The sequence below is a fragment of the Streptomyces sp. NPDC029526 genome (assembly GCF_040637405.1).
Classification (GTDB): domain Bacteria; phylum Actinomycetota; class Actinomycetes; order Streptomycetales; family Streptomycetaceae; genus Streptomyces.
Map to the genome: position 1 here is coordinate 1 of NZ_JBEZWE010000005.1, position 25135 is coordinate 25135.

At 71.9% G+C, this 25135-nt stretch carries 16 protein-coding genes, 1 tRNA gene and 1 pseudogene; 8 read left to right on the top strand and 10 right to left on the bottom strand.

The features are described 5' to 3' along the window. Nucleotides 1–250 precede the first annotated feature (250 nt). Both AB0F01_RS14640 and AB0F01_RS14645 read right to left on the bottom strand, forming a co-directional pair. Nucleotides 251–2140 (bottom strand): DUF2075 domain-containing protein, encoded by a 1890-nt coding sequence (locus AB0F01_RS14640; RefSeq protein ID WP_362094450.1) that lies wholly within the window; start codon nt 2138–2140, stop codon nt 251–253. Nucleotides 2141–2516: 376 nt separating this feature from the next. Then, the gene (locus AB0F01_RS14645; RefSeq protein WP_362094453.1) at nt 2517–3797 is read right to left on the bottom strand and encodes a PQQ-binding-like beta-propeller repeat protein; all 1281 of its coding nucleotides are present in this window, start codon (nt 3795–3797) and stop codon (nt 2517–2519) included. A 502-nt stretch (nt 3798–4299) separates the two neighbouring features. Here AB0F01_RS14645 and AB0F01_RS14650 point away from each other — a divergent pair. Next, on the top strand, nt 4300–5235 hold the full coding sequence (locus AB0F01_RS14650) for a zinc-binding dehydrogenase (RefSeq protein WP_362094455.1): 936 nt from the start codon (nt 4300–4302) through the stop codon (nt 5233–5235). Between the two features lie 95 nt (nt 5236–5330). On the opposite strand, the gene AB0F01_RS14655 is transcribed toward AB0F01_RS14650, so the two are convergent. Further along, the gene (locus tag AB0F01_RS14655; protein ID WP_362094458.1) at nt 5331–5810 is read right to left on the bottom strand and encodes a hypothetical protein; all 480 of its coding nucleotides are present in this window, start codon (nt 5808–5810) and stop codon (nt 5331–5333) included. A gap of 439 nt (nt 5811–6249) precedes the next feature. Between AB0F01_RS14655 and AB0F01_RS14660 the strand changes: the two genes are divergently transcribed. The 3 genes from AB0F01_RS14660 to AB0F01_RS14670 all read left to right on the top strand — a co-directional run bounded on the left by AB0F01_RS14660 (nt 6250) and on the right by AB0F01_RS14670 (nt 10821). Further along, nucleotides 6250–6675 carry a hypothetical protein gene (locus AB0F01_RS14660; protein ID WP_362094460.1) on the top strand — a complete coding sequence of 142 codons (426 nt, stop codon included), beginning with the start codon at nt 6250–6252 and terminating at the stop codon, nt 6673–6675. 3 nt (nt 6676–6678) lie between these two features. After that, complete coding sequence (locus AB0F01_RS14665; RefSeq protein WP_362094463.1) at nt 6679–9615, top strand: tetratricopeptide repeat protein; 2937 nt, start codon at nt 6679–6681, stop codon at nt 9613–9615. Nucleotides 9616–10050: 435 nt separating this feature from the next. After that, nucleotides 10051–10821: a hypothetical protein gene (locus AB0F01_RS14670; protein ID WP_205076816.1), complete on the top strand. Its 771-nt coding sequence runs from the start codon at nt 10051–10053 to the stop codon at nt 10819–10821. A gap of 167 nt (nt 10822–10988) precedes the next feature. Here AB0F01_RS14670 and AB0F01_RS14675 read toward each other — a convergent pair whose 3' ends face one another. The 4 genes from AB0F01_RS14675 to AB0F01_RS14690 form a co-directional block, all read right to left on the bottom strand. After that, a complete protein-coding gene (locus tag AB0F01_RS14675; protein WP_362094466.1) occupies nt 10989–11501 on the bottom strand; it encodes a hypothetical protein in 513 nt (170 codons plus the stop codon). Between the two features lie 32 nt (nt 11502–11533). Continuing rightward, a complete protein-coding gene (locus AB0F01_RS14680) occupies nt 11534–12067 on the bottom strand; it encodes a hypothetical protein (protein WP_362094469.1) in 534 nt (177 codons plus the stop codon). A 384-nt stretch (nt 12068–12451) separates the two neighbouring features. Continuing rightward, on the bottom strand, nt 12452–13876 hold the full coding sequence (locus AB0F01_RS14685; RefSeq protein ID WP_362094472.1) for an FAD-dependent monooxygenase: 1425 nt from the start codon (nt 13874–13876) through the stop codon (nt 12452–12454). A 301-nt stretch (nt 13877–14177) separates the two neighbouring features. Further along, the gene (locus AB0F01_RS14690; protein ID WP_362095230.1) at nt 14178–15380 is read right to left on the bottom strand and encodes an erythromycin esterase family protein; all 1203 of its coding nucleotides are present in this window, start codon (nt 15378–15380) and stop codon (nt 14178–14180) included. 143 nt (nt 15381–15523) lie between these two features. Here AB0F01_RS14690 and AB0F01_RS14695 point away from each other — a divergent pair, with 143 nt between their 5' ends. Beyond that, on the top strand, nt 15524–16270 hold the full coding sequence (locus AB0F01_RS14695; RefSeq protein ID WP_362095233.1) for a MerR family transcriptional regulator: 747 nt from the start codon (nt 15524–15526) through the stop codon (nt 16268–16270). A 378-nt stretch (nt 16271–16648) separates the two neighbouring features. On the opposite strand, the gene AB0F01_RS14700 is transcribed toward AB0F01_RS14695, so the two are convergent. Continuing rightward, nucleotides 16649–16996 (bottom strand): hypothetical protein, encoded by a 348-nt coding sequence (locus tag AB0F01_RS14700; RefSeq protein ID WP_362094474.1) that lies wholly within the window; start codon nt 16994–16996, stop codon nt 16649–16651. Nucleotides 16997–17403: 407 nt separating this feature from the next. Here AB0F01_RS14700 and AB0F01_RS14705 point away from each other — a divergent pair, with 407 nt between their 5' ends. After that, nucleotides 17404–18315, top strand: a complete 912-nt coding sequence (locus tag AB0F01_RS14705; protein WP_362094477.1) for a restriction endonuclease — start codon at nt 17404–17406, stop codon at nt 18313–18315. Nucleotides 18316–18652: 337 nt separating this feature from the next. Then, nucleotides 18653–20517, top strand: a pseudogene (locus tag AB0F01_RS14710) (coagulation factor 5/8 type domain-containing protein). Between the two features lie 109 nt (nt 20518–20626). On the opposite strand, the gene fusA reads toward AB0F01_RS14710, so the two are convergent. Both fusA and AB0F01_RS14720 read right to left on the bottom strand, forming a co-directional pair. Further along, nucleotides 20627–22735 (bottom strand): elongation factor G, encoded by a 2109-nt coding sequence (gene fusA, locus AB0F01_RS14715; protein WP_362094480.1) that lies wholly within the window; start codon nt 22733–22735, stop codon nt 20627–20629. A 566-nt stretch (nt 22736–23301) separates the two neighbouring features. Then, nucleotides 23302–23386: transfer RNA gene (locus AB0F01_RS14720), tRNA-Leu, on the bottom strand. A gap of 142 nt (nt 23387–23528) precedes the next feature. Here AB0F01_RS14720 and AB0F01_RS14725 point away from each other — a divergent pair. Beyond that, on the top strand, nt 23529–24860 hold the full coding sequence (locus AB0F01_RS14725; protein ID WP_362094483.1) for a DUF2254 domain-containing protein: 1332 nt from the start codon (nt 23529–23531) through the stop codon (nt 24858–24860). The last annotated feature ends 275 nt before the right edge of the window (nt 24861–25135 follow it).

The following is a 25135-nucleotide window of genomic DNA, read 5'->3' on the forward strand; positions in this document are numbered from 1 at the left end:
GGCTGCACGAAGGCCCACTCGGCATCGGACAGTTCATGGCGACGTATCACCCGACCATGATCCCCGATCGAAGATCATTTGACGACAGACCCTAGCGGCAGCACCATGTGATGGAGCCGTCGGGCCGCAATCGGTACTCGGGATTTTAGGTAGTACGGCTGTCCCGCGGGGGACGACGTTGGCGGTGTGGTCGGCACGAAGCACAGCCATCATGGCTTGGATCGTGCGCGTCGTGGCATGGAATCGCCCGTCACACCGTGGACGCATGCTGCTCCCGTCCGTCGCCCGCCAACTCCCGCAGCTTCTCCCTTGTCTCCAAGTCGGTCGAGTAGACGATCGTGCCAACCATGCCCCGCGTCAGCAGCACCTTGTAGGTGTTGCGGATCAAGCGGTCCACGTCGTCGTCCGGGGTGGACTTCTTGAACACCGGGTCCTTGGAAGCCGTCCGGTCCGTGACCCAGCGGTCGCCGCGCCAGAGCAGGTCGGGGCCGATGATGACGCCGGACCAGTCGTACTCGAACCCCTGGGCTGTGTAGACACAGCCGACCTGACCGAAGCCGGCCGGGTCGGTGGCCCACAGGGCCGCCGGTGGTGCCCCGGAGACGGAGCGGTCCCCGCGCAGGTTCCAGGGGCGGGCCCAGTCGCCGATGACGACGTCGGGCGGCAGCGGTTCGCCCGGCTTGGGTTCCGGGGACCAGCGCCAGCAGTAACCCGCGGACATGCGGGCGCCGTAGCCCTCCGCGCGGCGGGCCTCGAGGAACGCCTCCATCTCCTGCGGACTGTCGGCGACCAGCAACTGCATGCGGCCGTCGGGCTCCCAGACGACCGGCCCTCCGGCCTCCAGGCCGAGCAACCGGACGACCCAGCGCAGGTATGCGTCGCTGCCGCCGCAGCGGAACTGGCTGTCCAGCGGGACGACGTGGCAGGGGATGCCCCGCTTCGCTGCTGCCGCCTTGATGTCGGCCACGGTGCCCATCTCGCCGGGGCGTACGACCTGGTGCTCGTCGAGGAAGAAGACGGGAACGTAGGCGACGTCGATGAGTTCGTCGATCTGCGCGCGGTAGGTCCGCAGGGCGGCGCGGGTGTAGCGGTTGGCCGAGGTTTCCCGAATTCGGTGTGCCTCGTCGCAGATGAGGGCGCCCAGGCTGTTCTTGTCGGCGGTCATGAAGCTGTTGAAGTACTTGAAGAGGTCCTGGACTTCCCGCTTGCGGGCCCCGGCGACCTTCCGCATCGTCTTGGTGAACGACTGGGAGCCGGTGGCGTGCAGCGCCGGAACGCCGCGCCGGTACAGTTCGCCGAGCAATTGGAGGGCGATGACGCTCTTGCCGGTGCCGGGGCCGCCGGTGACGATGACGACTTCCTTGCGGTCGGCGTTCTTCGCCTTCTGTACCGCGTTGAGCACCATGCGGTACGCGACCTGCTGTTCGTCGAGCAGTACGAACTGCGAGCGGTCGCGCACCTCTTGAGCGGCGACGGACATCAGTTGCTTCGACGGCACTGTGGCGCCCTCGCGCAGTTCGTCCGCTGCTCGCGCCCCGGGACGCTTGTCACTGAGCTTCGTGCGAAGGTGGTCGAGGAAGGCGCCGCGGCGCTCACCGGTGAAGAGCAGACCGTGGCCGTCGCGCTCGATCTCGCGCAAGCCGGTCACGCCGAACTCGGTGGCGTTGTGCAGGAAGGCCACCCCGCTGACCCGGTGCCTGTGTGCCGCCACCGCTCCGTTGAAGTTGACCAGGTACTCACAGTAGCGACGTACCTGTTCGATCGGATTGAGAACGGGGTGTGCGTAGGCATCGACATGGCACAGGGTCGGGTCGTCCTCGTGCGGCAGTGCCTGGCTCCACTGCTTCAGCTCCACCACCACGTACGACGGCTCACCCGTGCGCGGATGGACTCCGGCGAGGACGACGTCGGCGCGCTTGCTGTTCAGCGGGAGGGCGTACTCCAGCATCATCTCCACACCGCCCAGACCGGCGTCGTTGAGCGCGGCGGCCAGGACGGGGATGCTGCGCTCCCAGGAGCGCACCTCGGAGGTGCCGGGCCGGTAGCCGTGCATGTGGACGAACTGGTCGGTGAGGTGCAGGAACAGCGAACGGTCGAACGCCATGACGGCGACCGTTTTCGCGGACGCGCGGAACAGCAAGGACTTCCCCCAGGCAGCACGAAGCACTCGTGCGGGTGGGGGCATGTCCTTCGAGACTCCACCGGGGTGGAGCGGAAGCCCGTCGGGCCGCGTTGACGACGGGTCCGAGGCTACCTGGCGTTTCCGGGCTCCGTGCAGGTGACCTGAGAAGTTCGATGCGGGGCCGGCGGGGCGAGGGCCGCCGGGCATTCCACCGCCCCCCATCCCCGTGGGCTGATCACTTCTCGCTTTCGACGACGCTCAGCACCGTGCGGAAGACCGGCTCCGACGTGTAGGTGTGCAACGGTCCGGTCCTCCGACAGTGGTCCGGTGCGAAGCTGCCGCGAAGGAATGACGCTGATCGCGCTCCCCCCGTCCGACCGTCGGCCAAGGTCGCCTATTGCACCGGCAGCGCGTGCAGTTCCGTGCCGTGCAGGGCGAAGACGCGCTTGCCGTCTGTGGCGACCAGCCAGGCATGGTGGTCGCCGGTCCCGTCGTTGAACGTCCAGCGCACGTCGCCGGTCTTCGCGTCCATGGCGATGACGCCGCCCTTCTGGTCCAGGTCCGTGGCGCCGTAGAGGGTGTCGCCCGCCTTGACGTACTGGCGCGGCACCTGGAGTCCCGCGGAGGCGAGGGCCGTGGAGGTCCAGAGCTCCTTCCCGGTCCGGGGATCGATGGCGCGCATCGTCCTGGCGCTGTCGGCGATGTAGAGCACGTCCTCCACGACGGACGGCTCCTTGAAGAGAGCCACCTCCGACGTCTCCAAGGACCACTTCTGCTTGCCGTCGGAGAGGGTGAACGCCTGGAGTGTGCGTCCCTGCGGGACGATCACCAACTCCTCGTGGACGGCGAAGAAGCCGTAGTTCGTCTTCGTCGTCTTCTGGGTCCACACCTGGCCGCCGGTGGCGGTGTCGCGCACGGTGAGGTTCTTCTTGAAGTCGGTATAGACGAGGTGGCGGCCGCGGACGGCGGCGTGGATGCCGTTCTGCATGGTGCCGAGGTCGCGCTGCTCCTTCCAGGCGATCCTGCCGGACGTGCTGTCGAGGGCCGCGATCACGTTGGTCTTCGAGGAGCCGTCGTCCTCCAGGATCTCGGCGACGACGTACACCTGCCCGTCGTCCACCGCGATCGGCCGTGGCTGCCGATAGCCGTCCCCCAGGCGACTGCGCCAGGTCTCCTTGCCGGAGGTCGGGTCGTATCCGGTGACCGTGCCGTCGTACTTGTTGCTGGCCAGGTACAGGGTGCCCTTGCCGAGCAGCAGCGGCGCCCCGGGGACGGTGCCGCCCGGCAGGGACCACTTCTGGCGGCCGGTCGCCGTGTCGAGTGCGGTCAGCGGACTGCCGGAGGCGAGGACGACGCCGCCCGCGACCACGAGTTCGTCGTTGTCCCCGTAGGTCTCGGCCGACGTCGACTTGCTCCACAGGGGCTTCGGCGCCCGGTCGCTGGCGGTGGAGCCGTCGTCGCCGTCGCCGGAGGGCTTGCCGCCTCCCTTCGGCTTGTCTCCGGCGGTACGTCCCGGATCCTCGGCGTCCACCGCTTCGTCGTCGCAGCCGACCGCACCCGCGCTCAGGGCGGCCAACGCGAGACCGCCGCCGGCCAGTCGCAGCAGGCGCCGGCGGGACGGGAACCTGCCGCTCCCGGACGGTCTGTCGTTCGGCGTGCTGTCTCGCATGGTCATGCTTCATACCCCCGTTGAGTCGTCGGAGCAGGAACGTGTGCGACGTCCGCAGGGTGAGCAGGAAGTCCCCGCCCCACGCCGGCCACGGTCCCGGACCCGCGGCCGTACGTCCCTGCGAGCCGGAACGTTAACCGGGCTCCCGCGCAGCACGCGCCCCAAGATCCCAACCGGGACAGCACCGTGAAGCAACCGAGACAACGGGACGCCTTCCGGCACAGATCCCGGACGGACACCGCCTGCCGTGTCCGTCCCGCCGCCGCCCCTGCGCCCACGACGGGGCGCGCCTGCCGTTGCCGCCCCTGACAGGGGGGCGGGGCGGACGGGGGGCGGACGAGGCCATGCCGACCGCGAGGGCCGGCGGGGCGACAGCGGAGCGCGAGGGTGCTCCCTGGCCCTGGCCCACCCGCCCGGCGATCCGTTCGACTTTCAACAAAAATAGTTCACGGTTGAACCAACACCCCTGGTCCCCGGATGCGGGTGTTCGTCGCTGAAAGGAGTCGGCATGAAGGCATGGCAGTTCAACGAGGTCAACGCACCGTTCACACTGGTGGAGCGGGAGGATCCGAAGCCCGGTGCCGACGAGATCGTCATCGACGTCAAGGCCTCCGGCCTGTGCCACAGCGACGTGAGCTTCGTCGACGGCACGCTGACACCCATCCTGGGTCACAGGCCGATCATCCTGGGCCACGAGACCGCCGGCGTCGTCAGCGCCATCGGTGCGGACGTGAGCGCGTTCGCCGTGGGCGACCGTGTGGGGATCCCGGCGGTCACCGAGGGCCCCGGAACCGCGGTCGACGGCGGGTTCGCCGACAAGGTCGTCGTCAAGGCGGACCTCGTGGTGCGCGTACCCGACGAGGTCGACTTCTCCCAGGCGGCGCCTGCGATGGACGCCGCGCGCACGTCCTACCGCGCCCTCGTGACGTTCGGCCGCGTCGAGGCCGGACAGAACGTCGGCATCATCGGGTTCGGCGGACTCGGCTCGCTCGGCGCACAGATCGCCAAGGAACTGGGCGCCGAGGTCTACGTCGCCGAGATCAACGAGAAGGTCTGGGACGATGCCAAGGCCCTCGGCGTGGCGGGCGTGTCCCAGGACATCCGCGACTTCGCGGACCGGGGTCTCGACGTGATCGTCGACTTCGCCGGCTTCGGGACCACCACCGCCTCCGCCATCGACGCCGTCCGGCACGGCGGGCGCATCGTGCAGATCGGGCTGGCCCGCGAGGAGGCCACCCTGTCCATGCAGCAGGTCATCCTCAAGGAGATCACCCTCGTCGGCGCCGCGAACGGCGAGAAGTCCGAGGCCGAGGAGGTACTCCGGCTCATGGCGGGCGGCAACATCGAGTCCAAGATCGTGCCCATCACCTTCGAGCAGATCCCGGAGTACGTCGACAAGCTGGCCAAGGGCGAGGTCCCCGGGCGGGCTGTGGCGATCCTCTGAGGCGCCCCATCGCACAGCGGTGCCACGCCGCCCACACCCGGCCACCACGCACAGCCGGTTCGCCCGGATCCTCAGGCCCGCGGAGCGGCGGCGGTTCACGCCCCACTGGACACCCACCGCGCGACCGCCGCCGCTCCCAGCGCCACAGCCGGTACCGCCCACGGCCACCGCAGCACCCGCCGCACCGAGGGCGCCAGCCACAGTGCTCCCACCGCGCCCGCGAAGACGACGGTCAAGGCACTGCCCAGCTCGATGCCGCCGTACGCGGCCTCGTCGCCGGCGTCGTCCGGACGGGTGTTGAGCACCAGCCAGAGGAAGAACGCTGCCAATAGGGTCAACAGCACCACCGGCACCGCGAGGATCACGCGCAGCAGGCGGCGGTCGTCGTCGGGGTGGTGCGGACGGTCGTCCACCGGGTGCCCGGCGGCCCGCGTGGAGAAGCCGCCGGGCCCGGTGGCGGTGCCCGGCGCGTCTTCACCGAAGGCTGCCGGCAGCGGGGCGGACCGCATGCCGCCCTCAGCCCGCCGCGCCTGCGCGTCGGCTGTCGGCCGCCCCGACTCCCGCTCGAAGGACATCACGTCTCCCTCTGTCCCCTCTGCATCTCCCCCCTTTCTGTTGACGCCCTGGGGCTGAAGGTGGTTCAGAAGACGCGGGAGAACCCGTGCCGGTCAAGCACTCGGACCTCCACGGAGCGTCGCTTCGCCGTGGTCCGTCGCGGGTACGGCAGGGGCTGCACGGAGGGGCCGAGGCGGTCGGGGTGGTCGAGGCGCGTCAGGGCCGCCACCCACGCCCCGAGCACCTTCCCCTCCCCCGCCCTCGCCGACACTCCCCCTGGTGCTCACCCTCACGCCCGCTGCCACAACTCCCGCACCCGTGCCGTGCGTTGTTCCCCGCGGCATCGGCCGCCCGAGCCCGCATCGTTTACCCGCGAACCGGGGCGGGGAGGAGCGGGATGGCGTTCTTGTTCAGGGGGGAGCGGGATGCCGTTCTCGTTCAGGGGGAGAGGGTGCGGGCATGCTGACCGAGACGCTGATTGCGCTGGCCGCGGCTGGAGGAACCGCCGTGGTGCAGGCCGCCGGGACGGAGGCGTGGGAGGGCGTCCGGGGCGGTGTGGCCAGGATGTTCCGCGGCCGTGCGGGCGGTGAGGACGAGGTGGAGCCCGACCTGGACCGGACGGCGCTGCTGCGCGCATCGGACGACGCGGAGGCCGGCGGGCAGCAGGCGCGACTGTGGCAAGCGCGCTTCGCCGCCCTGCTCGACGACGCGGACGACCGGTCACGGCAGCGGACGGAGGCGGAGCTGCGGCAGTTGATCTCCTTGGTTCCGGGCGTGGCGGACCGGTACCCGGCGCTCCACGTCCACGGCAACACGTATGACAAGTCCCCCCAGCAGTACGGCAACCACAACCACATGCAGATCCACTACGGCACCGAGGCGTGACGCGTGGAGCGTGACGACGGCGTCCCGGACGAACCGGGCGTGCGCCGACGGGACACCGCGCACCTGGCGGGGAACACGTACCGCAACAGCCCCCAGCAGGTCGGGGACGGAAACGTTCTGTTCGCCACCTGGAACCTGCCCCGGGAGGGCGGCGTCCAGGTGGTGGGACGGATGCCCGACGTCGGCCGGTGGACCGACCGCAAGGACGAGGTCCGGCAGGTGCTGGACCGGTTGCACCCCCGCCGCGGCATCCCGGGCCCGGTGGTCGTCCACGGCCCGGCGGGTGTGGGCAAGACCCTCCTGGCCCGCGCGGCGGCACAGGAGGCGAGACGGACCGGGCGCCGCTGGTTCAGCGGCGAACTGCTGGTCGACGTGGACAACCTGCCCGGCGACGTGCGGACGCCCGGCGAGGTGATGGGCCGGGCCCTGCGCATGTTGTCCACGGCGCTGAACCTGCCCCTGCCCCGGACGGGGACACCCGACGAACAGCGGGAGCTGTTCGACCAGTATCTGCTCGCCCACGCCGGGGCCCACGGCAAGCCGGTACTGATCGTCGTGGACGGCGCGACCGCAGCCGAGCAGGTCACCCCGTTCCTGCCGCCCGCCGGGACCGGCCGGCTGCTGGTCACCAGCCGCCGGCCGCTGACCTCGCTGCTGGAGGAAGGCGCGGCGTTCCACGCGCTGGGCCCGCTCTCGCCCTCCGACGCCGTGGACCTCCTGGAAGCCGTCGTCGGGCATGCGCTCAGCCTGGACCGACGGGTCGCCGAGGACCCCGAGAGCGCGCGAGCGGTGGCCGTGCTCTGTGACGGCCTGCCGTTCGCCCTCATGCGCGCGGCACAGCAGCTCGTCACCTGGCCGGGCATGTCCGTCGGCCGGCTGCACGACCGGCTCTCCGACGCCGCGAGCCGACTCACCGAACTGGACACCGGGGACCGGAGCGTACGGGCCACGCTCGACGTGTCGTACCGGATGCTCTCGTCCCACGCCCGGGCGCTGCTGCCGCTCCTGGCCCTCCACCCCGGACCCGACATCGGCGTCCATGCCGCCGCCGCCCTCGCCGCGGTCTCGCCACTCGTGGCCGCCAGGCGGCTGAGGGAACTGCACGAACTGCGTTTCATCGAGCGGAACACCGGCTACGACGGGTACCGCTTCGAGTCCCTGGTGCTGCTGTACGCCCGGGAACGCTGTGCGGATGTCGCCGACGAGGAGCGAGAGGCCGCGTTCGTCCGGCTCATGGATCATTACGTGGTGACGGCGCGGCAGGCCGCCGACTGGCTGCCCGGTGCCGGCCACCGCCTTCGGGCCTCGGCTCACGGCACCACGGGGGAGGGATCCGCGCCGCACTCCGGGGCCCGTGCCCGGACGGGTCTGAGCAGCACCGCGTCCGCGCTCGCGTGGCTGGACGCGGAGCGGCCGAACCTGGTGGCCGCGATGGTCCGCGCTCAGAGCCACCGGTCGACGCGGGAACACGTCGTGTCCCTGGCCCTCGGGCTGACGCCACTCTTCGACCTGCGCAAACACTGGGACGACTGGGTCCTCACGCACGAAGCGGCGGCCCGCTCGGCACGACATCTGGGCCTCCCGGAGGAGGAGAGCCATCTGCTGACGGAGGTGGGCCGGGCCTGCCACCAACAGGGTTTGCTGCGCGAGGCGTTGAGCTTCTACGGCAAGGCGCTGGACGTCGGAGACTCCTCGAACGCCCACCTGAACCCGGCGCTGCCCCTGATGTATCGGGCGCTGAGCGAGATCGACGAGCACGCGCGGCCCGGGGAGGAGGTCGTCGCCGCCCTGGAGCGGGTGCTGGAAGCCTGCGGGCGGCGTCCCGCCCTGACCGCCCTGCATGCCGCGGACGGGATGGCCGCGCTCCTCAATCACCTCGGTGTCATCGAGGCCCGTCGCGGAGACCACCTGCGGGCCCTCGCCCGTCACGAGCAGGCCGCCGACCGCAGCCGCCTCGGCGGGGGCGGCCGCGAGAAGGGCCAGTCGCTCCTGCACCTGGGCAACGTCCAGCTGCGCACCGGCGATCCGCAGGCCGCCCGGAACTCCTACCAGCAGGCCTTCCACGCCTTTCCGGAGGAGGACCGGTTCAGCCGGGGTCAGGCCGCGTACAACCTGGCGCTCGCCTGGGCGGCCTCGGGGGAGGCCAGGGAAACGCGTGAGTGGCTGGAGGCCGCGGTCCGGCACTTCTCCGAGGTCGCCCCGGACGCGACGCGGCACGAGGCGAGGGCTCTGGAGCAACGGGCCCGTGAAGCACACCGGAGTGTCCGGCGCTTCCTTTTCCGTCGCGCCTCCCTGCGGCGAGTCCCCGTGCAGCCGCTCAGCCCGCTCGCCGTCCTGCCGCCCGTGGGCGCACTCCTGCTGGCCGACGTCTCCCCGGACGCCCTCGACGGTGCGGACGGCCTCGACGGTCCGGACGGCCCCGGCGGTCCCGGTTCAGTCTTCGCAGACCGGTTTCCGGACGGCTACGCGGCTTCACACGGCCTGCGGGAACCGACTCCCCCGGACGACAGCGTGCTCACGGCCCTCCCTCCGGGCACCGCGACGCACGGGGACGACACTCCGACCTCTCCCCTCCCCCTCGACGGGGCGGAGGAACGGCCCGCGCCGAGAGCGCCACACGACCACCGCAGTGGCGGTTCACACGGCCACGCCACCAGCACCGGCGGCCACCGCCCGTCCCGAACCACCACCGGCGACGACGTCTCCTCGTCGAACGGGTCGAACGGGCAGAGCGGGCAGAGCGGGCGGAGCGGCTACGACTCCGCGTATGAGTCGTCGTACTCCTCCTCTTCTTCGTCCTCTTCGTCGTCCTCGTCCTGGTCCTCGTCCGCGTCAGAGGACGAGGACCAGGACAGCTCCTCCGGCGGTGCCTCCCCGGACTCCGGCAGCGGGGGGACCAGCGGGTCCGGGCACGACGACGACTCCCTCCAGGGGCTGTGACCACGAACGGAGCGTCGGGCCGACCCACGGTAGGAACATGTACGCCCCGGGGCGGGCTCGGCCGCGGGGCGGCGGAGTGCCGGGCGTCGCCCCCGGGGACGTAGGCACCAGCTGAGCCCTGTCGCGGATACTCGAGAGCGTTGTGCGGTGGCGCCGGAGGCGGCCAGGGTGAAGCAGCCGTTGAGCATGCCGGTGGCCCGACCGAGGTGCGAGATCCACGACGTGGGGGCCAATGCCGTGACGCACGCGGAGCCCCGGGGTGCGGGCTCCGCGTGAGCGACCCCAGCGGTCCTCCCCGCTTCGCGGGAGGCAGTGTCCGTCCGATGCCCCATCGTGATCAGCGGGCGTACAACCCCGTGCGGGTGCCGGGTGTCTGTAAGGCGCTGGAGAGATGATCCGCCGGCTTTTCGCCGGCGCGCAGAGATGGGGGATCAGGTGGGGAAGCAGGTCTGGAGAGTCGTCGTGGCCGGTGGAGCGGCGGCGGCCTGCACGGTCGTGGCCGCGGTGCCGGCCGGGGCGGCCGAGGGCGGGGCCTCGTTCACCAGGGTCCAGGTGAACGGCGGCAAGCCGATCGTGATCGGGGTGTCGAAGGAGGTGGCGGTTCCCGCCTCCTTCCGGATGACGACCACGCAGAAGGGTAAGTGGTCGGCGGTATTCCTGTACCGCGGCAGTGCCCAGAACGGTGAACGGCTGTGGCACGCCATCGACACGAGCGACTGCATCCAGGTGAGCTCGGGCGTCTGCGACATCGACGAGACGATGTACTTCGACCCGAGCGTCTGGGACATGTACAACAGCGAGGCCGGCGCCTGGAAGGTCGGGGCCGAGGTGTACTTCAAGGGCGGCGGCAGTGACGTCGACGCCAAGGGCCTGACAGTCCACGTCAAGCGCAACTCCCGCCTGACCGTCAACGCCTCGCCGGAACCGGTGGCCAAGGGCAGGACCATCACCGTGACCGGGAAGGTCACCCGGGCCAACTGGGAGACCAGGAAGTACGCCTCCTACGGAGGCCGCCGGGTGACCCTGCAGTTCAAACCCGCCGGCGCCACCTCCTACACCACGGTGAAGAAGGTGTACGCGAACAGCTCGGGCAACCTCAGGACGACCGTGAAGGCCACCACGACCGGTACCTGGCGCTGGGTGTACTACGGCAACACCACCACCGGATCGTCGAAGTCGTCCGGGGACAACGTCGTGGTGAAGTGATGACCGCGCTGCCGTCGGCCCGGTTCACACCGCGCCGACGGTAACGGCTGCGCCGGTCCAGGCGCCGGGTCCACCGCGATCGGGACGGACCCGGCGCGCTGCGTCCTCGACGGGCGCGAGCGGGGCAGGCCGCCCCTTCCGCGTCCTCACGCGGCACTTTGGGGGCCTCACCTGGCGTCGAACGACCAGTAGACGCCGACCTCTTCCGAGGAAGCGACGACGAAGCCGAAATCACCGATGAACTCGGTGAGGGAGTACCAGCCGGTCACTCCCTTCGTGAGGTCCGGGGACGGGCTCTCCCGCGCTGCGGAGACGTTGCTGTAGCACGAGACCCGGTCGCCGTACCGATGCAGCACACTCCGCGCGTCGGCGAACGCCGCCCTGGTCCGTTCCTCCGTCCCGGCCGGTCCCCATTCGTACGTCATCTCGACCAGGAGACGAACGGCGGTCCCGGACGTCACCGGGTACAGGCGGCGCTCCAGTCCCTCAGCGGACAGAGGGACGAAGGGATACCAGAGTGGGCTGCCGGCTCGCCGCGCATCGTTCGACCTGTCCCAGTCCAAGGTGATCCATCCGCGGGGGTCTTCGGCATCCCGCCGCATCACCGCCAGCGCGTCCCTCTGCCAGCCGGCGCGGGTTCTCGGTCCGGTGGCGGCAAAGGTGTACACATCGTCCAGCAACCGCCGGACGGCCTCCTCCCACGCGACTCGGGTCATGGTCGGCGTTCCCCCTGCGGCGGGTGGGCCGTGACGTCCTGCGAGGGCTCGGGCAGCGCGCTCGGCACCGCCGCCGTCCGCCGGGCACGGAGTTCGGGAGCGTAGCCCGCGCGGATGGCGAGCGTGGCGGTGGCCAGGGCGAGGGATGCCGCCGTCCAGTTCACCCACACGTAGTCGGGGTCGCTGGAGTACACGGTTCCGTCGTCGCGGACGCAGTCGAAGCGGAGCGGCAGGTAGGAGGCACGGTGGTGCGAGAGGCCCTGCTTCACCTCCGGGGCGATGCCGTCGCGGCAGGCCGGGGCCGGGACGGAGTCCGCGCCGTCGCCGAACGCGTGCTCCGAGGCGAGAACGCCGAAGAGGCCCAGGGAGTACACGGCCGCCGCGCCGCACGCCGTCGCCACGGCCGCCCGGCGCAGGAGGTGTTCCGGCCACGGTTGAGGCCTCCCGGGGAGCGCCATCGCCGCGGCTCCGGCCAGGGCGACGAGGGCTCCGGCACCGCAGAGCAGGAAGAGCCCCAGTCCCAGGATCACGGCGATCACCTCCCGTCCGAACACGAGCCACGAGGAACAAGGAACGAGCGGATCACGCGGCCTGGCAGGGCCGAGCTTACAAGTCATGCCTCGCGGCTGGGTGGTTCGCCGTCTCGGTGGGGATGGTGCGGTCGCGGCGGAGGCTGCCGGTGACACCCGCGCACGGACGTCGGGCGGGCGCGGCGGGCGGGAGGCCGGGGCGGGCGGGGGCCGACGAGGGCGTGGCGGCGTCCCCGCCCTCGTCCGCTATGGCCGACGTGCCGCGCCGGGCGCGCCGTCCGAGGTGCAGCGGGGTTTGACCGAACGTCACCGGTCCGGCGGCTTTCGGTCGTCGGCCGTCCGTCTCCGGTCGTCGGACGACGACGCCGTCGTCCTCTGCCCCGCCTACATGTCGGGCCCCGCTTCCTCGCGGGTCATCGGGGGCTCGGTGGGCGTCGGGACGGGCGTGCCGAACAGGACGGCTCGGGCCACCGCAGGGGCGAACACGGCGGTCAACGGCGCGGACAGGCTGAGGACGGACCGGAACGCGTCGCCCACCACGGGGTCACCGGGATAGCGGTCCTGGACCCGGTCCAGGTACCAGTGGGCGGCCCGGTCCCCGGCGCGGAGCGCGGCCGCGTTGCCGGTCGCGCCGGGCATGCGCTTGTCGGCTCCGGCGGAGATGTCCCAAGCCTGCCGGGACGAGGACAGCACCGCCCGCTGGACGCGGCGCGTCGTGGGCGTGCGCCGGGGGTCGGCCAGGGCGTCGCGGAGCGCGACCGCGTTCTGGGCGGCGACGGTCATGCCCTGTCCGTAGACCGGGTTGAACGTGCACAGGGCGTCACCGACCGCCAGGAAACCGGCCGGGCGCCGACCCGGCAGGTCGTAGCGGCGCCGTACGTTCTCGGTGTGGCGGAAGCCGTGGACCGGTGACAGGGGTTCGGCCCTGCTCAGCCACCGGTGCACGAGCGGGTGCGGCAGCTTCTTGGCGTAGGCCGTGAACTGGTCCCCGTCGGTGGGCGGTTCGTCGCCGCGGAGGCCGGACAGGGTGACGAGGTGGGTGCCGTCTCCCAGCGGGAGGACGACGGCACCGTAGGTCTGGGAGGGATTGGGGACGATGTAGTAGCCGAGTGCGTCGGTACCGAGGATGCCGTCCCGGTCACGGTAGACACGCGTGCCGTAGGCGAGACCCGTGTCGATGGTCTCCTCGTGCGGGGCCTGCGCTCCGAGCGCGGTGAGCCACTGCGGAGCCTTCGTGGCGCGGCCGGAGGCGTCCACGACCAGGTCGGCCTCGACCGGCCGGGGCTCCGCTCGTGCCGTGGCGCCGCGTTCGCGCAGGAGCACGCCACGCACGCGTGAGGCGTCTCCCAGGAGACCGACCGCATCCGTGCCTTCCAGCACCGTGATCAGCGGGTTGGCGAGAACCCGTCGCCGTACGAGGCGTTCGAGTTGCGGGCGCGGACCGGTGTGGTAGTGCGCCGACGAGGGCAGCCGACGGAACCAGCGCCCGTTCTGCCACTGCACCATGTCCCCGGGGACGCCCACCCGGGGCGCTCCCGCCTCCTCCAGCTCCCGCACGAATCCTGGGAGCAGTGATTCGATGGCCGTCCGCCCTCCTTCGAGCAGGACGTGGATGTGCCGGCTCTGCGGCACACCGGGGCGTGGCTCCGGCTCCTCGGGGAACCGGTCACGCTCGACGACGGTCACCCGGTCCACGTGGGCGGCGAGGACGTGTGCCGCGAGCAGACCCGCCAGGCTGCCGCCGACGACCACCGCATGGCGCCCGCCCCGAGTGCTACCCGTTCCCGCTTCTCCCTGCGCAGTGTGCATCGCTTCCGCTCCTGGTTGGCACATCGTCAGAAAGCGCCAGTATCGCCCGTACGGGCGGGCGGTTGACGGTTTCCGGCTCTTCGGGACCGCTGCCGGTGGCCGTTCGGGGGAGGTGGGAGCGACCGCCGTGCCGTGATCCGCCAGTTCGGCGGTCCGCCGGTTCGCCGGTTCGCCGGTTGGCGGTTCGCCGGTTCGGCCGCGCGGCGGTCCGGCGGTCCGGCGGTCCGGCCACCTGCGGGTCCACCGGTTCGTTCGTTCGGTTGGTCGCAATTACGGGGGCGGAGGGCGGTGCGCCCGGTCGTCACTGCCGGGACTCCCGCAGGAAGACGATCCCGTCCATCCGCGGCAGGTGGGACGGGTCCAGTGGGGCGTACCCGAAGTACGGGGAGACCCGGCGGGTGGGTGTCGTCTCTCCCAGGGCGTGCGCCAGTTGACGGGCGCTGACGAGGCAGGTGTCCCCGGGGTGGGTGTGGAGCCGGCCTTCCAGGGTGTCCGCGGGCGGGGTGTCCACTCCGTGGTGCGGGAGAGTGCCGAGGGCGCCCGCCAGGAAGCCGTAGCGGTCACCGAGCCGGGCGCTCACCAGCGCGCCGGCGCCCCACCACTCCAGGTGCGGGTGGTCCCACATGCTCATCGTGCTCATGTCGCGCTGGAGGTGGCTGTTGTGCGCGTGGACGAGTACCGGGCCCCGTTCGGCGAGGGCGAGGAGGTTGTCGGCCATCATGGCGTCGCGGGTGGCAAGCAGCCGCAGCATGCGGGCCGCGGTGGTGTCAGCCATTGAGGAGTGGTAGCGGAGCAGGCCGGTGGCGGTGCGGGCGTGCAGGCGCGCCCGGTGCCAGTCGTCCAGGGGGCCGGCCGTGACGAGGTGGGGCGTCCGGGTGTCGAGCAGGGCCGTCAAGTCGTCGGTCAGGAGGCGCAGTTCGCCGGCCTCCGCCGAGCGGCCCACGGACCGGGTGGGGTCCGTCATCGCCTCCGGCTCGGTCCACTGCTCGTCGGGGCCGAGCAGGCGGTCGAGGGTGTCGGCCGTGCAGGGCAACAGGGCCGGGGCGACGTGCGCCGCGAGGTAGGCGTGGAGTGCCGTGAGGGAGCGGCGGGGACTCTGCGCGCCGGTGATCTCCAGCGGGCCGTCGATGCCCGCGAAGCGGAGGTGCTCCCCTGCCGGGCGGCTCTCGTTGTATTCGCGCATCCAGCGGACGAGGGCGCGGTTCGCCTCCGAGGCGCCCCAGCGGTGGCTGAACCCGTGCTCCATGACGTCGTCGAGCGGACGGCTTCCGCCGGTCACGTGGTCGTCCACGATCAGGCCGGCCGTGCAGTCGGTCTCCAGGGCGATCGTCCGGTAGCCCTCCTGCTCGACGAGCCGCCGGAAGAGGTCGTTGCGGAGGTGGAGCAGGTCCTCCTCGCCGTGCGTGGGCTCCCCCAGGGCGAGGACGTCCGGGCGGGACGGGAACAGCCTCATCACGGCTGAGGCGTCGACGGCGCGGGCGAGGTCTTTGATGTCGATTGCCACGTCGGTCGCCACGTCGGTCGCGATGCCGGATGCCGTGTCGGTGGCCCTGCCGGTGGCCATGCCGGTTGCCATGTCATCTGCCATGGCTTCAACGGTATCGTTGAACATTCGGTGGAGACTTGGGTAACGGTAACCTCCGCTTCGTGGTAAGAAACCTTCAAACGGACGAGAAGCTGCGCCCCGTGGACCTGGCACGGCCGCACGGTCTGTCCACCCAGGCGGTGCGGAACTACGAGGACGCCGGAATCCTCCCCGCCGCCGGCCGCACCGCCCACGGCTACCGCACCTACACCCCGGTCCACGCCGGTGCGCTGCGGGCGTTCCTCGCGCTGGTGCCGGGGCACGGTCACCGGACGGCAACGGCGATCATGCAGGCCGTGAACCGCGGCGCGGTGGACGAGGCGTTGCGACTGATCGACGCGAGTCATGCGCAGTTGCTCGACGACCGGCGCACTCTGCAGGCCGTGGAAAGGGCCGTCGGTGGTCTGGCGCCGTCGGCCTCCGGGCCCGACCACCGCACTCCCGGGCCGCGTTCCGGGCGCCGGTACATCGGCCCGCTGGCCCGGGAACTCGGGATCCGGCCGGCGACCCTGCGGAAGTGGGAGGAGGCCGGGCTCGTGCGCCCCCGGCGCGACCCGGTGACCGGGTACCGGGTCTACGACGACGATGACGTGCGTGACGCGCAAATCGTCCACCAACTCCGGCGCGGGGGGCACCTGCTGGAGCAGATCGCCCCGCTGCTGGCGCAGGTCCGTGAGGCAGGCGGGCTGGAGCCCCTGGAAGGAATTCTGCGCGATTGGCACGGGCGGCTGTCCGACCGGGGGCGGGCGATGCTCACGGGGGCGGCGCAGTTGGATGCGTACCTCCGTCGTCTGCACGCGGAGGCGTGAGGCGGCGGAGGCGTCAGCGGCGCGCGGAGGTGTGAGCGGCGCTCGCTGGCGTGAGCGGCGCTCGCTGGCGTGAGCGGCGCTCGCTGGCGTGAGCGGCGCTCGCTGGCGTGAGCGGCGCTCGCTGGCGTGAGCGGCACGCATCGGGACCGTCGGCAGCGGTCGGTGGCGGACGACTGGTGGCTGATGGCTGGCGGCTGATGGCTGGCGGCTGAACGCTGACGGCTGGTGGTCGGGGCGGCGCTCGGCCTCCAGGCTGCCCCGGAACCGGCGCGGGTCGACGGTGAGGACTCGCCGCGTCGGTCCACCGCCGGCGGGCCTTCCGGCCGTCGGAGCTTCCGGCCGTGGGGCTTCCGCAGGCGGGTCGCCGTCTGTGTCTCCCTACTTCGCGAGCCGTACCTTATCGTGGTCCAGGAGAGCGGTGTGGGTCGCCGACGTGATGATCAGCAGGGTCAGCAGAAGACCGGGAACCGCGCTCCCCTCGTCGTCGGTGGGGCTGATCACCATGCCGAGGGAGAACACGGTGATCTCCGCCATGACGTATGCCGCGGCCAGCCACAGCTTCACGACACCCTTCGCGGTGGCGACCACGAACGGGACAGCCAGGGCCAGACCGAAGGTGACGACCGGGACGAGGGTCCAGAGCACCTTGGCGGGTGTGGAGGCGAACATCCGCGGCCGGGACGGTGCGAGCGGCGTGCGGAGGTACGGGTGCGGGTTGTGAGCCATCGCTCCTCAAGCGGATCGTGTGACGAGGGGACGTTGTGGTGGTCATGTAAGGGCACCGGCATCCGTCCCGCCCATGGATCTCGGACTTGCCGACGGCGCATTGGGGTGCGGCCGGGTTCGCGGTGCTCTGCGGGGCGCCACCTCGGTCGGTTCCCGGCGTGACGAGGACCGGGGTGCCGTGCCGTCCCCGTCCTGAGGCGGGACAGCTTCACCTCCCTCACGCCGCTCCGGCACCGTCCGGCAGCGGCCCGGCCCCCGGCGCCCCGGCACCGACTCCTATGTCGGCTGTCGACGCCGCGACTTGAGGCCGGGCAGCGAAGTCGTGATCACCGTTGCCGGTACAACATCGCGTACCGGGGCAGTCGGTGATGGACCGTCCTCGGTGTCTCCCGGGAGGAAGTATCACCATGGCCGTGCCCGCATCACACGCCTCCACCGCCTCCACCGCGTCGGACTCCGTGCGCACCCGCCGCTCGTTCGAACTGCGCAAGACCGCCATGTACTTCCTGCTTCTCGCCGTCGTCGTGACCCTGACGGGTCTGACCGTCCGAACGGTGGCCGCCGCGGCCGAGCGTCGTCCCGCTTGGGCGTTCGCCCTGGCCCTCCTGGTGGCGGCCGGGGGCATCGCCTACTGGCGAAGAAGGCGCCGGATATCGGCGGTGAAGATAGCCCGTCGGGCAGCTCAGGCCCTGGACGACGCGGCGGAGACCGCGGTGGACGTGCTCGACGAGACTCCGCGCGTCGCCGACCCCGCCCGCCCCGGCGACCCCGCCCTGTCCACCGCTCCCGTCACCCCTGCGGGCTCCCTCGCCCTCGACGGCTCCGAGGCGGCAGGCGCGCCCACCGGCGGCGGTCTGTACGAGACCGAACAGACCGCCGTTCTCGTCGACCCGGCCGCCCCGGTCGCAGACCCGCCGCACGCGGCTTACGAAGCCCTGGATCCCTACGAGTTCGAGGAGGCGATAGCCGAACTCTGCCGCCGGGACGGCTGTTGGGACGTCGAGGTCGTGGGCGGGGCCGGAGACCTCGGTGCCGATGTGGTCGCGCGGACCCCGGACGGGCGTCTCCTCGTGGTGCAGTGCAAGCGGTACGGCGATGCGAACCGGGTCGGCTCCCAGGACATGCAGCGGTTCGGCGGCACGTGCTTCACGGTGCACGGGGCGGACGTGGCCGTCATGGTGACCACCAGTGACTTCACCGCTCCCGCGCTCGAGTACGCCGAGCAGTGCGGGATCGTCTGCGTGAACGGTCCGGACCTCCAGCGCTGGCGGGACGGCACGGGACCGAGCCCCTGGGAGGTGGCGGACGCGGAGGGCTGACGCGGCGGCACGCCTGCGTCGTTTCTCCCTTTCTCGCCGCGATCGGGAGTCCGGAGTGGCCGGGCTTGGCTGTCGGGGCGCGGGCGGGACGTCGAGGGGTGGGGCATCGGCAACCCGCGGGTGTGCAACGTCGGCGTCCGAGAGGCCGCGTGCGGTGCGTCGAGGCGCGTGCTGGAGCCGCTCCGGTCCACCGAGTCGCGCCGTACCCCTTGACGCCACTGTTCCGGGGATGAACCATTCACCGGCGAGAGAGCGCTCTCACCGCCCCACCCCGTTCACTTCGTGAACCGGGATCCGTTTGCTTCCTGAACACTTCCTGAACAGGAGAGCCGCCCCCATGACGTCCGACTCCCCCGCCCCGTCCGCGAGTTCACCCGGATCGTCGTCGTCAGCGAGTTCGTCCGGACCGTCGCCGGCAGCGAGTTCGCCCGGGCCGTCCCAGCTGCCCGTGGTCGGCCGGCGCGCCGTCATCGGTGCCGCGGCCGCCGCTCCGGTACTGGCCGCCCTGCCCGCCACCGCGTCCGCCTCCCCCGGGCACCGCGGACGACCCCGTCGGCTCAAGGGCGGCGGCGACCTCGGCCCCAACGTGATCGTCTTCGACCCGTCCACGCGGAACGTCCAGGCCCGGCTCGACGAGGTGTTCGCCCGCCAGGAATCGGACCAGTTCGGGCCCGGGCGCTACCAGTTCTGTTCAAGCCGGGCACGTACCGCGGCCTCAACGCCCAGATCGGGTTCTACACGTCAATCTCGGGGCTGGGTCTCTCCCCCGACGACACCACCATTCACGGTGACATCACGGTCGACGCGGGCTGGTTCGACGGCAACGCCACGCAGAACTTCTGGCGTTCGGCGGAGAACCTGGCCGTCGTCCCGGTCAGCGGCACCAATCGCTGGGCCGTCGCCCAGGCCGCCCCGTTCCGGCGCATGCACGTACGCGGCGGGCTCAACCTGGCGCCGGACGGCTACGGCTGGGCCAGCGGCGGGTACATCGCCGACAGCCGCATCGACGGCACGGTGGGGCCGTACTCGCAGCAGCAGTGGTACACCCGGGACAGCTCCGTCGGCGGCTGGACCAACGGCGTCTGGAACATGGTGTTCTCCGGCGTCCAGGGCGCCCCCGACCAGGGGTTCCCCGACCCGCCGTACACGACCCTGGACACCACTCCCCGCTCCCGGGAGAAGCCGTTCCTGTACCTCGACGGCGACCGCTACCGGGTGTTCCTGCCCGCGCTGCGGACCGACGCCCGCGGGGTGACCTGGGGCAACGGCACCCCGCGCGGCACCTCGCTGGCGCTGGAGCGGTTCTACGTCGCCCGGCCCGGCGACTCCGCCGCCACCCTCAACCGGGCGCTCGACCAGGGGCTGCACCTGCTGCTGACCCCCGGGATCTACCACGTCGACCGGCCCCTGCGCGTGAACCGGCCCAACACCGTGGTCCTGGGCCTGGGGTACGCCACACTCATCCCCGACAACGGCGTGACCGCGATGCGGGTCGCCGACGTCGACGGTGTGCGGCTGGCGGGCTTCCTCATCGACGCCGGGACCGTCAACTCACCGGTGCTGCTGGAGGTGGGGCCGCGCGGGGCGTCCCGGAACCATTCCGCCAACCCGATCACCGTCCAGGACGTGTTCATCCGCATCGGCGGCGCGGGCCCCGGCCGGGCGACCACGAGCATGGTCGTCAACGCCCGGCACACCCTCATCGACCACACCTGGGTGTGGCGCGCCGACCACGGCGAGGGCGTCGGCTGGGAGACCAACCGCTGCGACTACGGCGTGGTCGTCAACGGTCACGACGTCCTGGCGACGGGCCTGTTCGTCGAACACTTCAACAAGTACGACGTGCAGTGGAACGGCGAACGCGGCCGCACGATCTTCTTCCAGAACGAGAAGGCGTACGACGCCCCCGACCAGGCCGCCATCCAGAACGGCCGGGTCAAGGGATACGCCGCGTACAAGGTCGGCGACCACGTCACCCGCCACGAGGGCTGGGGCATGGGCAGTTACTGCTACTACAACGTGAACCCGACGATCGTGCAGCACCACGGTTTCGCCGCCCCGGTGCGTCCCGGCGTGCGCTTCCACCACCTGCTGGTCGTCTCGCTCAGCGGCAACGGGCAGTACGAGTGCGTCATCAACGACACGGGGTCACCGACCTCGGGGTCGGACACGGTGCCGTCGACGATCGTGTCCTACCCCTGACCGGCCCGCGCGACGGTGCCCCCGGGAGCCGGCGCGCGGCGGCACCGGGTGTCCCTCCCGTCCGAGGGCGCGGGAGGGACACCCGGCCGCTCCCCTCCGGGAGCGGCACCTACCGCTGCGGAGCGGGAGCCGGGGCGTAGCCGGTGGGGCGGCTGGTGAAGGTGCCACGGCCCCGGGTGCGGCTGCGCAACCGGGTGGCGTAGCCGAACAGTTCGGCCAGCGGCACGGTCGCGGTCACGACCGTGGCGCCCGCCCGGACCTCGGAGCCGGTGACCCGGCCGCGGCGCGCGGCCAGGTCGCCGAGCACCCCACCCACCGCGTCCTCGGGCACGGTGACGGTGACCTCGGCGACCGGTTCCAGAAGGACCATGGCGCAGGCCCGCAGGGCGTTCCGCAGACCGAGCCGGCCCGCCGTGCGGAACGCGGTGTCGGACGAGTCCCGCACATGGGTGGAACCGTCGGTGAGGGTCACCCGCAGCCCGGTCACCGGATGACCGCCCAACGGCCCCTCGGCCAGGGCGTCCCGGCAACCGGCCTCGACCGCCCGCACGTACTCCTGCGGCACCCGTCCCCCGACCACCGTCGAGCGGAACGTGAACACGGGTCCGGTGAAGCCGGGCTCCGCGAAGCCGGACTCCGTCTCCGTGAGGCCGGGCCCGGTGCCCCCGGACCCCGTGGGCCCGAACGGTTCGACGTCGAGGACGACGTGCGCGAACTGCCCGGCCCCGCCGTCCTGTTTGACGTGCCGGTACACGAACCCGGACACCCCGCCGCCGACGGTCTCCCGATGTCCGACCCGGGGCCGGCCCACGGCGACGTCCAGCCCGTGTTCGCGTCGCACCTTCTCCACCGCGACCTCCAGGTGCAGTTCACCCATGCCGGACAGCACCGTCTGCCCGCTCTCCGGGTCGGTGCGCACCACCAGCGAGGGGTCCTCCTCGGTGATCCTCGCCAGTGCGGCAGCGAGCCGTCCGGTGTCGGTGCCCCTGGACGCCTCGACGGCCACCGACATCACCGGGTCGGCGACGGGGGGTGGTTCGAGGAGCAGCGGGGCGCCGGGAGCGCACAGGGTGGAGCCGGCTCGCGCGTTCTTCGGACCGACGACGGCGACGATGTCCCCGGCGACGGCACGGTCGACCGGGGCGTGCCGGTCGGCGTGCACCCGCAGGATGCGGCCGATGCGTTCGGTGCGGCGTGCGGTGGCGTCCCACACGGTGTCCCCCTTCTCGATCGTTCCCGCGTAGAGGCGCAGGTGGGTCAGCCGCCCGGTGGCGGTGGCGGTCACCTTGAAGGCGAGTGCGGCCAGCGGCGCATCAGGGTCGGCGTCCCTTTCGCGCTCCCTGCCCCCGTCGTCCGTCCCGCGTACCGGCGGCACGTCGAGCGGTGAGGGCAGGTAGGCGAGGACGGCGTCCAGCAGCGGTTCCACTCCGCGGTTGCGGTAGGCGGAGCCGCACAGGACGACGACGGCGTCGCCGGTGCGGGTCAGGTCCCGCAGGGCGGACACGAGCGTGCCGGTGCCGAGGTCGTCCGTGGCGCAGAACTCCTCCAACGCGCGCGGATGCAGTCCGGCCACCGTCTCCACCAGGTGGCGACGCCGATGGTGCGCCTCCTGGCGCAGGGCCTCCGGGACGGGGGCGGGGTCGTGGGCCTCGCCCTCGTCGTTCCAGGTGAGGGCACGCATCCGCAGCAGGTCCACCACACCGCTGAAGGAGTCGTCCTGCCCGATGGGGAGCTGGATCACCAGGGGTGCCGGGTGCAGCCGGGCGCGGAGGGAGGCGACCGCGTCGTCGAGCCGGGCGCCGGGCCGGTCCATCTTGTTGACGAACGCGATCCTGGGCACGCCGTGCCGGTCGGCCTGCCGCCACACCGCCTCGCTCTGCGGTTCCACCCCGGAGACCGCGTCGAACACGGCGACGGCACCGTCGAGGACGCGCAGGGAGCGTTCCACCTCGTCGGCGAAGTCGACGTGCCCGGGGGTGTCGATGAGGTTGATGCGGTGACCGTCCCAGGCGCAGCTGACGGCGGCGGAGAAGATGGTGATGCCCCGGTCGCGTTCCTGGGGGTCGAAGTCGGTGACGGTGGTGCCGTCGTGGACCTCGCCGCGCCGGTGCGTGGCGCCGGTGGCGTACAGGATCCGCTCGGTGACGGTGGTCTTGCCGGCGTCCACGTGGGCGAGGATGCCGAGGTTGCGGACGGTGGTGAGGGGGTTGCGGCGCATGGCCCGTGGCCTCTCGGAAGTTCCGGAAAAGGGCGGCGCGATGTCGCCCGGCACACGGCGGGGCGCACCCCTGGCATCTGGCGAGGCAGGGTGTGGCGCTCAGGCGTGTGACGCGGGCGTCCGGTGCCGGCCGCGCAGCGGGCACCGGGCGGCCGAGGACACCAGGATCACCTCGGACAGCGCGAGCCGGGCGGGCCGACCGGGCCGGGCGGAGCGGACGGCCTGGGAGGGCCTGGCGGCTCGGGTGCACCGGGCGGGGCGGCCGGCGGTGAGGGCGGACCGGGGACGGGGAGCGGTCACGGCGGCGTGGTCGCGCACGGCCTGCTCCCCCCCACTGGTCACGGTGCGCGACCCCACGCGGGGCGGCGCTTCTCGATCCGTGAGTGTAGGGAGGGACCGCAAGGGCAAGCCACGTGTTTTCCCGCACCGGCCGCGCTCCGCGGCGGCCTCCCGGCGCGCCGTTCAACCGGCCGTCGAACAGCCGGCCTTCCGGAAAACCCACCGGCGCCTGGGAAAGCAGAACGGGCCGAGATAGATCTCGGCCCGCACACAAGCGTCGTTCTGAGTGTCCGAGGGGGGACTTGAACCCCCACGCCCGATAAAGGGCACTAGCACCTCAAGCTAGCGCGTCTGCCATTCCGCCACCCGGACCAGGTGTCCGTCGCCGTGCCAGGGGCGGGCCCCGCGGCGACACGGACAACCATACCAAGGTTTCGCAGTGGCCTTCACCTGCGTTTCCGTCGCTCCGGCGGCGGTCCGGGACCTGAGGGCCCGATCACTCTAGGGTCACACCATGAGTGACTGGACGATAACTCACCGTGCGCTTCCGGGGCGTCGGCGGCGTGCCCTCTCACCGCTGAGGGAACATCTGCGGGACTCCTTCTGGTTCGCGCCGACGGCCGCCATGGTGGCCGTCTTTGTGGTGTGGCTGGTCACCGAGGAACTCGACACGGCGATCGTCGAGTCGCTGCGGGACGAGGGTGACTTCGAGACGCTCGACGACCTGGTGCGGTTCGCCGAGGACGTGAAGACCGTCGTCGGCGCGGTCAGCTCGGCGATGATGACCTTCATCGGTGTGGTGTTCAGCATCTCGCTGGTCGCGGTGCAGATGGCGAGCGGGCAGTTCACGCCCCGGGTGGTGCGGATCTTCGTCCGGAGCCGGATCACCAAGGCCACCTTCGCCGTCTTCCTCGCGACCTTCGTCCTGACGCTGCTGGTGCTCACCGCCTTCGACAGCACCACCGATCCACGGCGGGTGGTGTCGGTCCCTCTGGTGCAGTCGGTCCTCACCCTCGGGATGGTGGCGTTGAGCCTGCTGCTGTTCGTGATGTACGTGAACACGACGCTGCGGCTGATGCGGGTCAGTCATGTGATCGCACGGATCGCCGCGGAGTCCTTCCGCGCGGTCGCGCTGATGCCGGCGGCGGAGGTCGGTGAGGGGCGGCCCGAGCTGGGGCCGGTGACGGCGTGGATCGCGCACGAGGGGCGGGCGGGTGTGCTGCGGGACGTGCACATCGGGCGGCTGGTGCGGGTGGCCCGGCGGCACGGGGTGGTGCTGCGGCTGGTGCCGCGGATCGGGGACTTCGTGGTGCCCGGAACGCCCGTGCTCGCGGTACACGGCGGGAAGGCGCCGCCCACGCGCGTCCTGCGGTACGCGATGGGCGTGGGGGTGGAGCGGACCTTCCACCAGGATCTGGGGTTCGGGCTGCGGCAGTTGTCCGACATCGCGCTGCGGGCGATGTCCGCCGCGATCAACGATCCGACGACCGCCGTGCAGGCCCTGGACCGGGTGGTGCAGTTGCTGGCGGTGCTGTCCCGTCGGCCGCTGGACGTGTCGCTGCACCGTGACCGGGCGGGGGCGGTCCGGCTGGTGCAGCCGCTGCCCGGCTGGGAGGCCCTGGTGGACCTCGGGTTCGCCGAGGTGCGGGGCCATTCCACCGGCTCGCCGCAGGTGACGCGGCGCATGCTGGCCGGGCTGGACGACCTGTTGCTGCTCGTGCCGCCGGAGCGGTGCGAGCCGCTCCGGCGACATCGCGAGCTGCTCCGGCAGGCCGTGGAGCGGGTCGCCCCGACCCCGGCGGACCGTGCGTTCGCGCTGCGGCCGGACCGCCAGGGCATCGGCTGACGGTCGGGACGGGCGGACCGGGGCATGCAATGGCGGTCCGGGGAATCGGGTGGGCGGCCCGGGGAATCGGGTGGGCGGTCCTGGCGGCCCCGGACATCGGCGGGACCACCCCGGACCGCCCCGGGCCGCCCCGGACTGCTCCGGGCCGCTCCGAACGCCCCGAACACCCCGGGCCACCGAACACCCCCGATTTTCGGGTGCCTCGAAGCGGCCGGGACGGACCTTGACCCGACGGGACGGAGATCCGGACCGGCTTCGGCTCGCGCGGCCCCGTA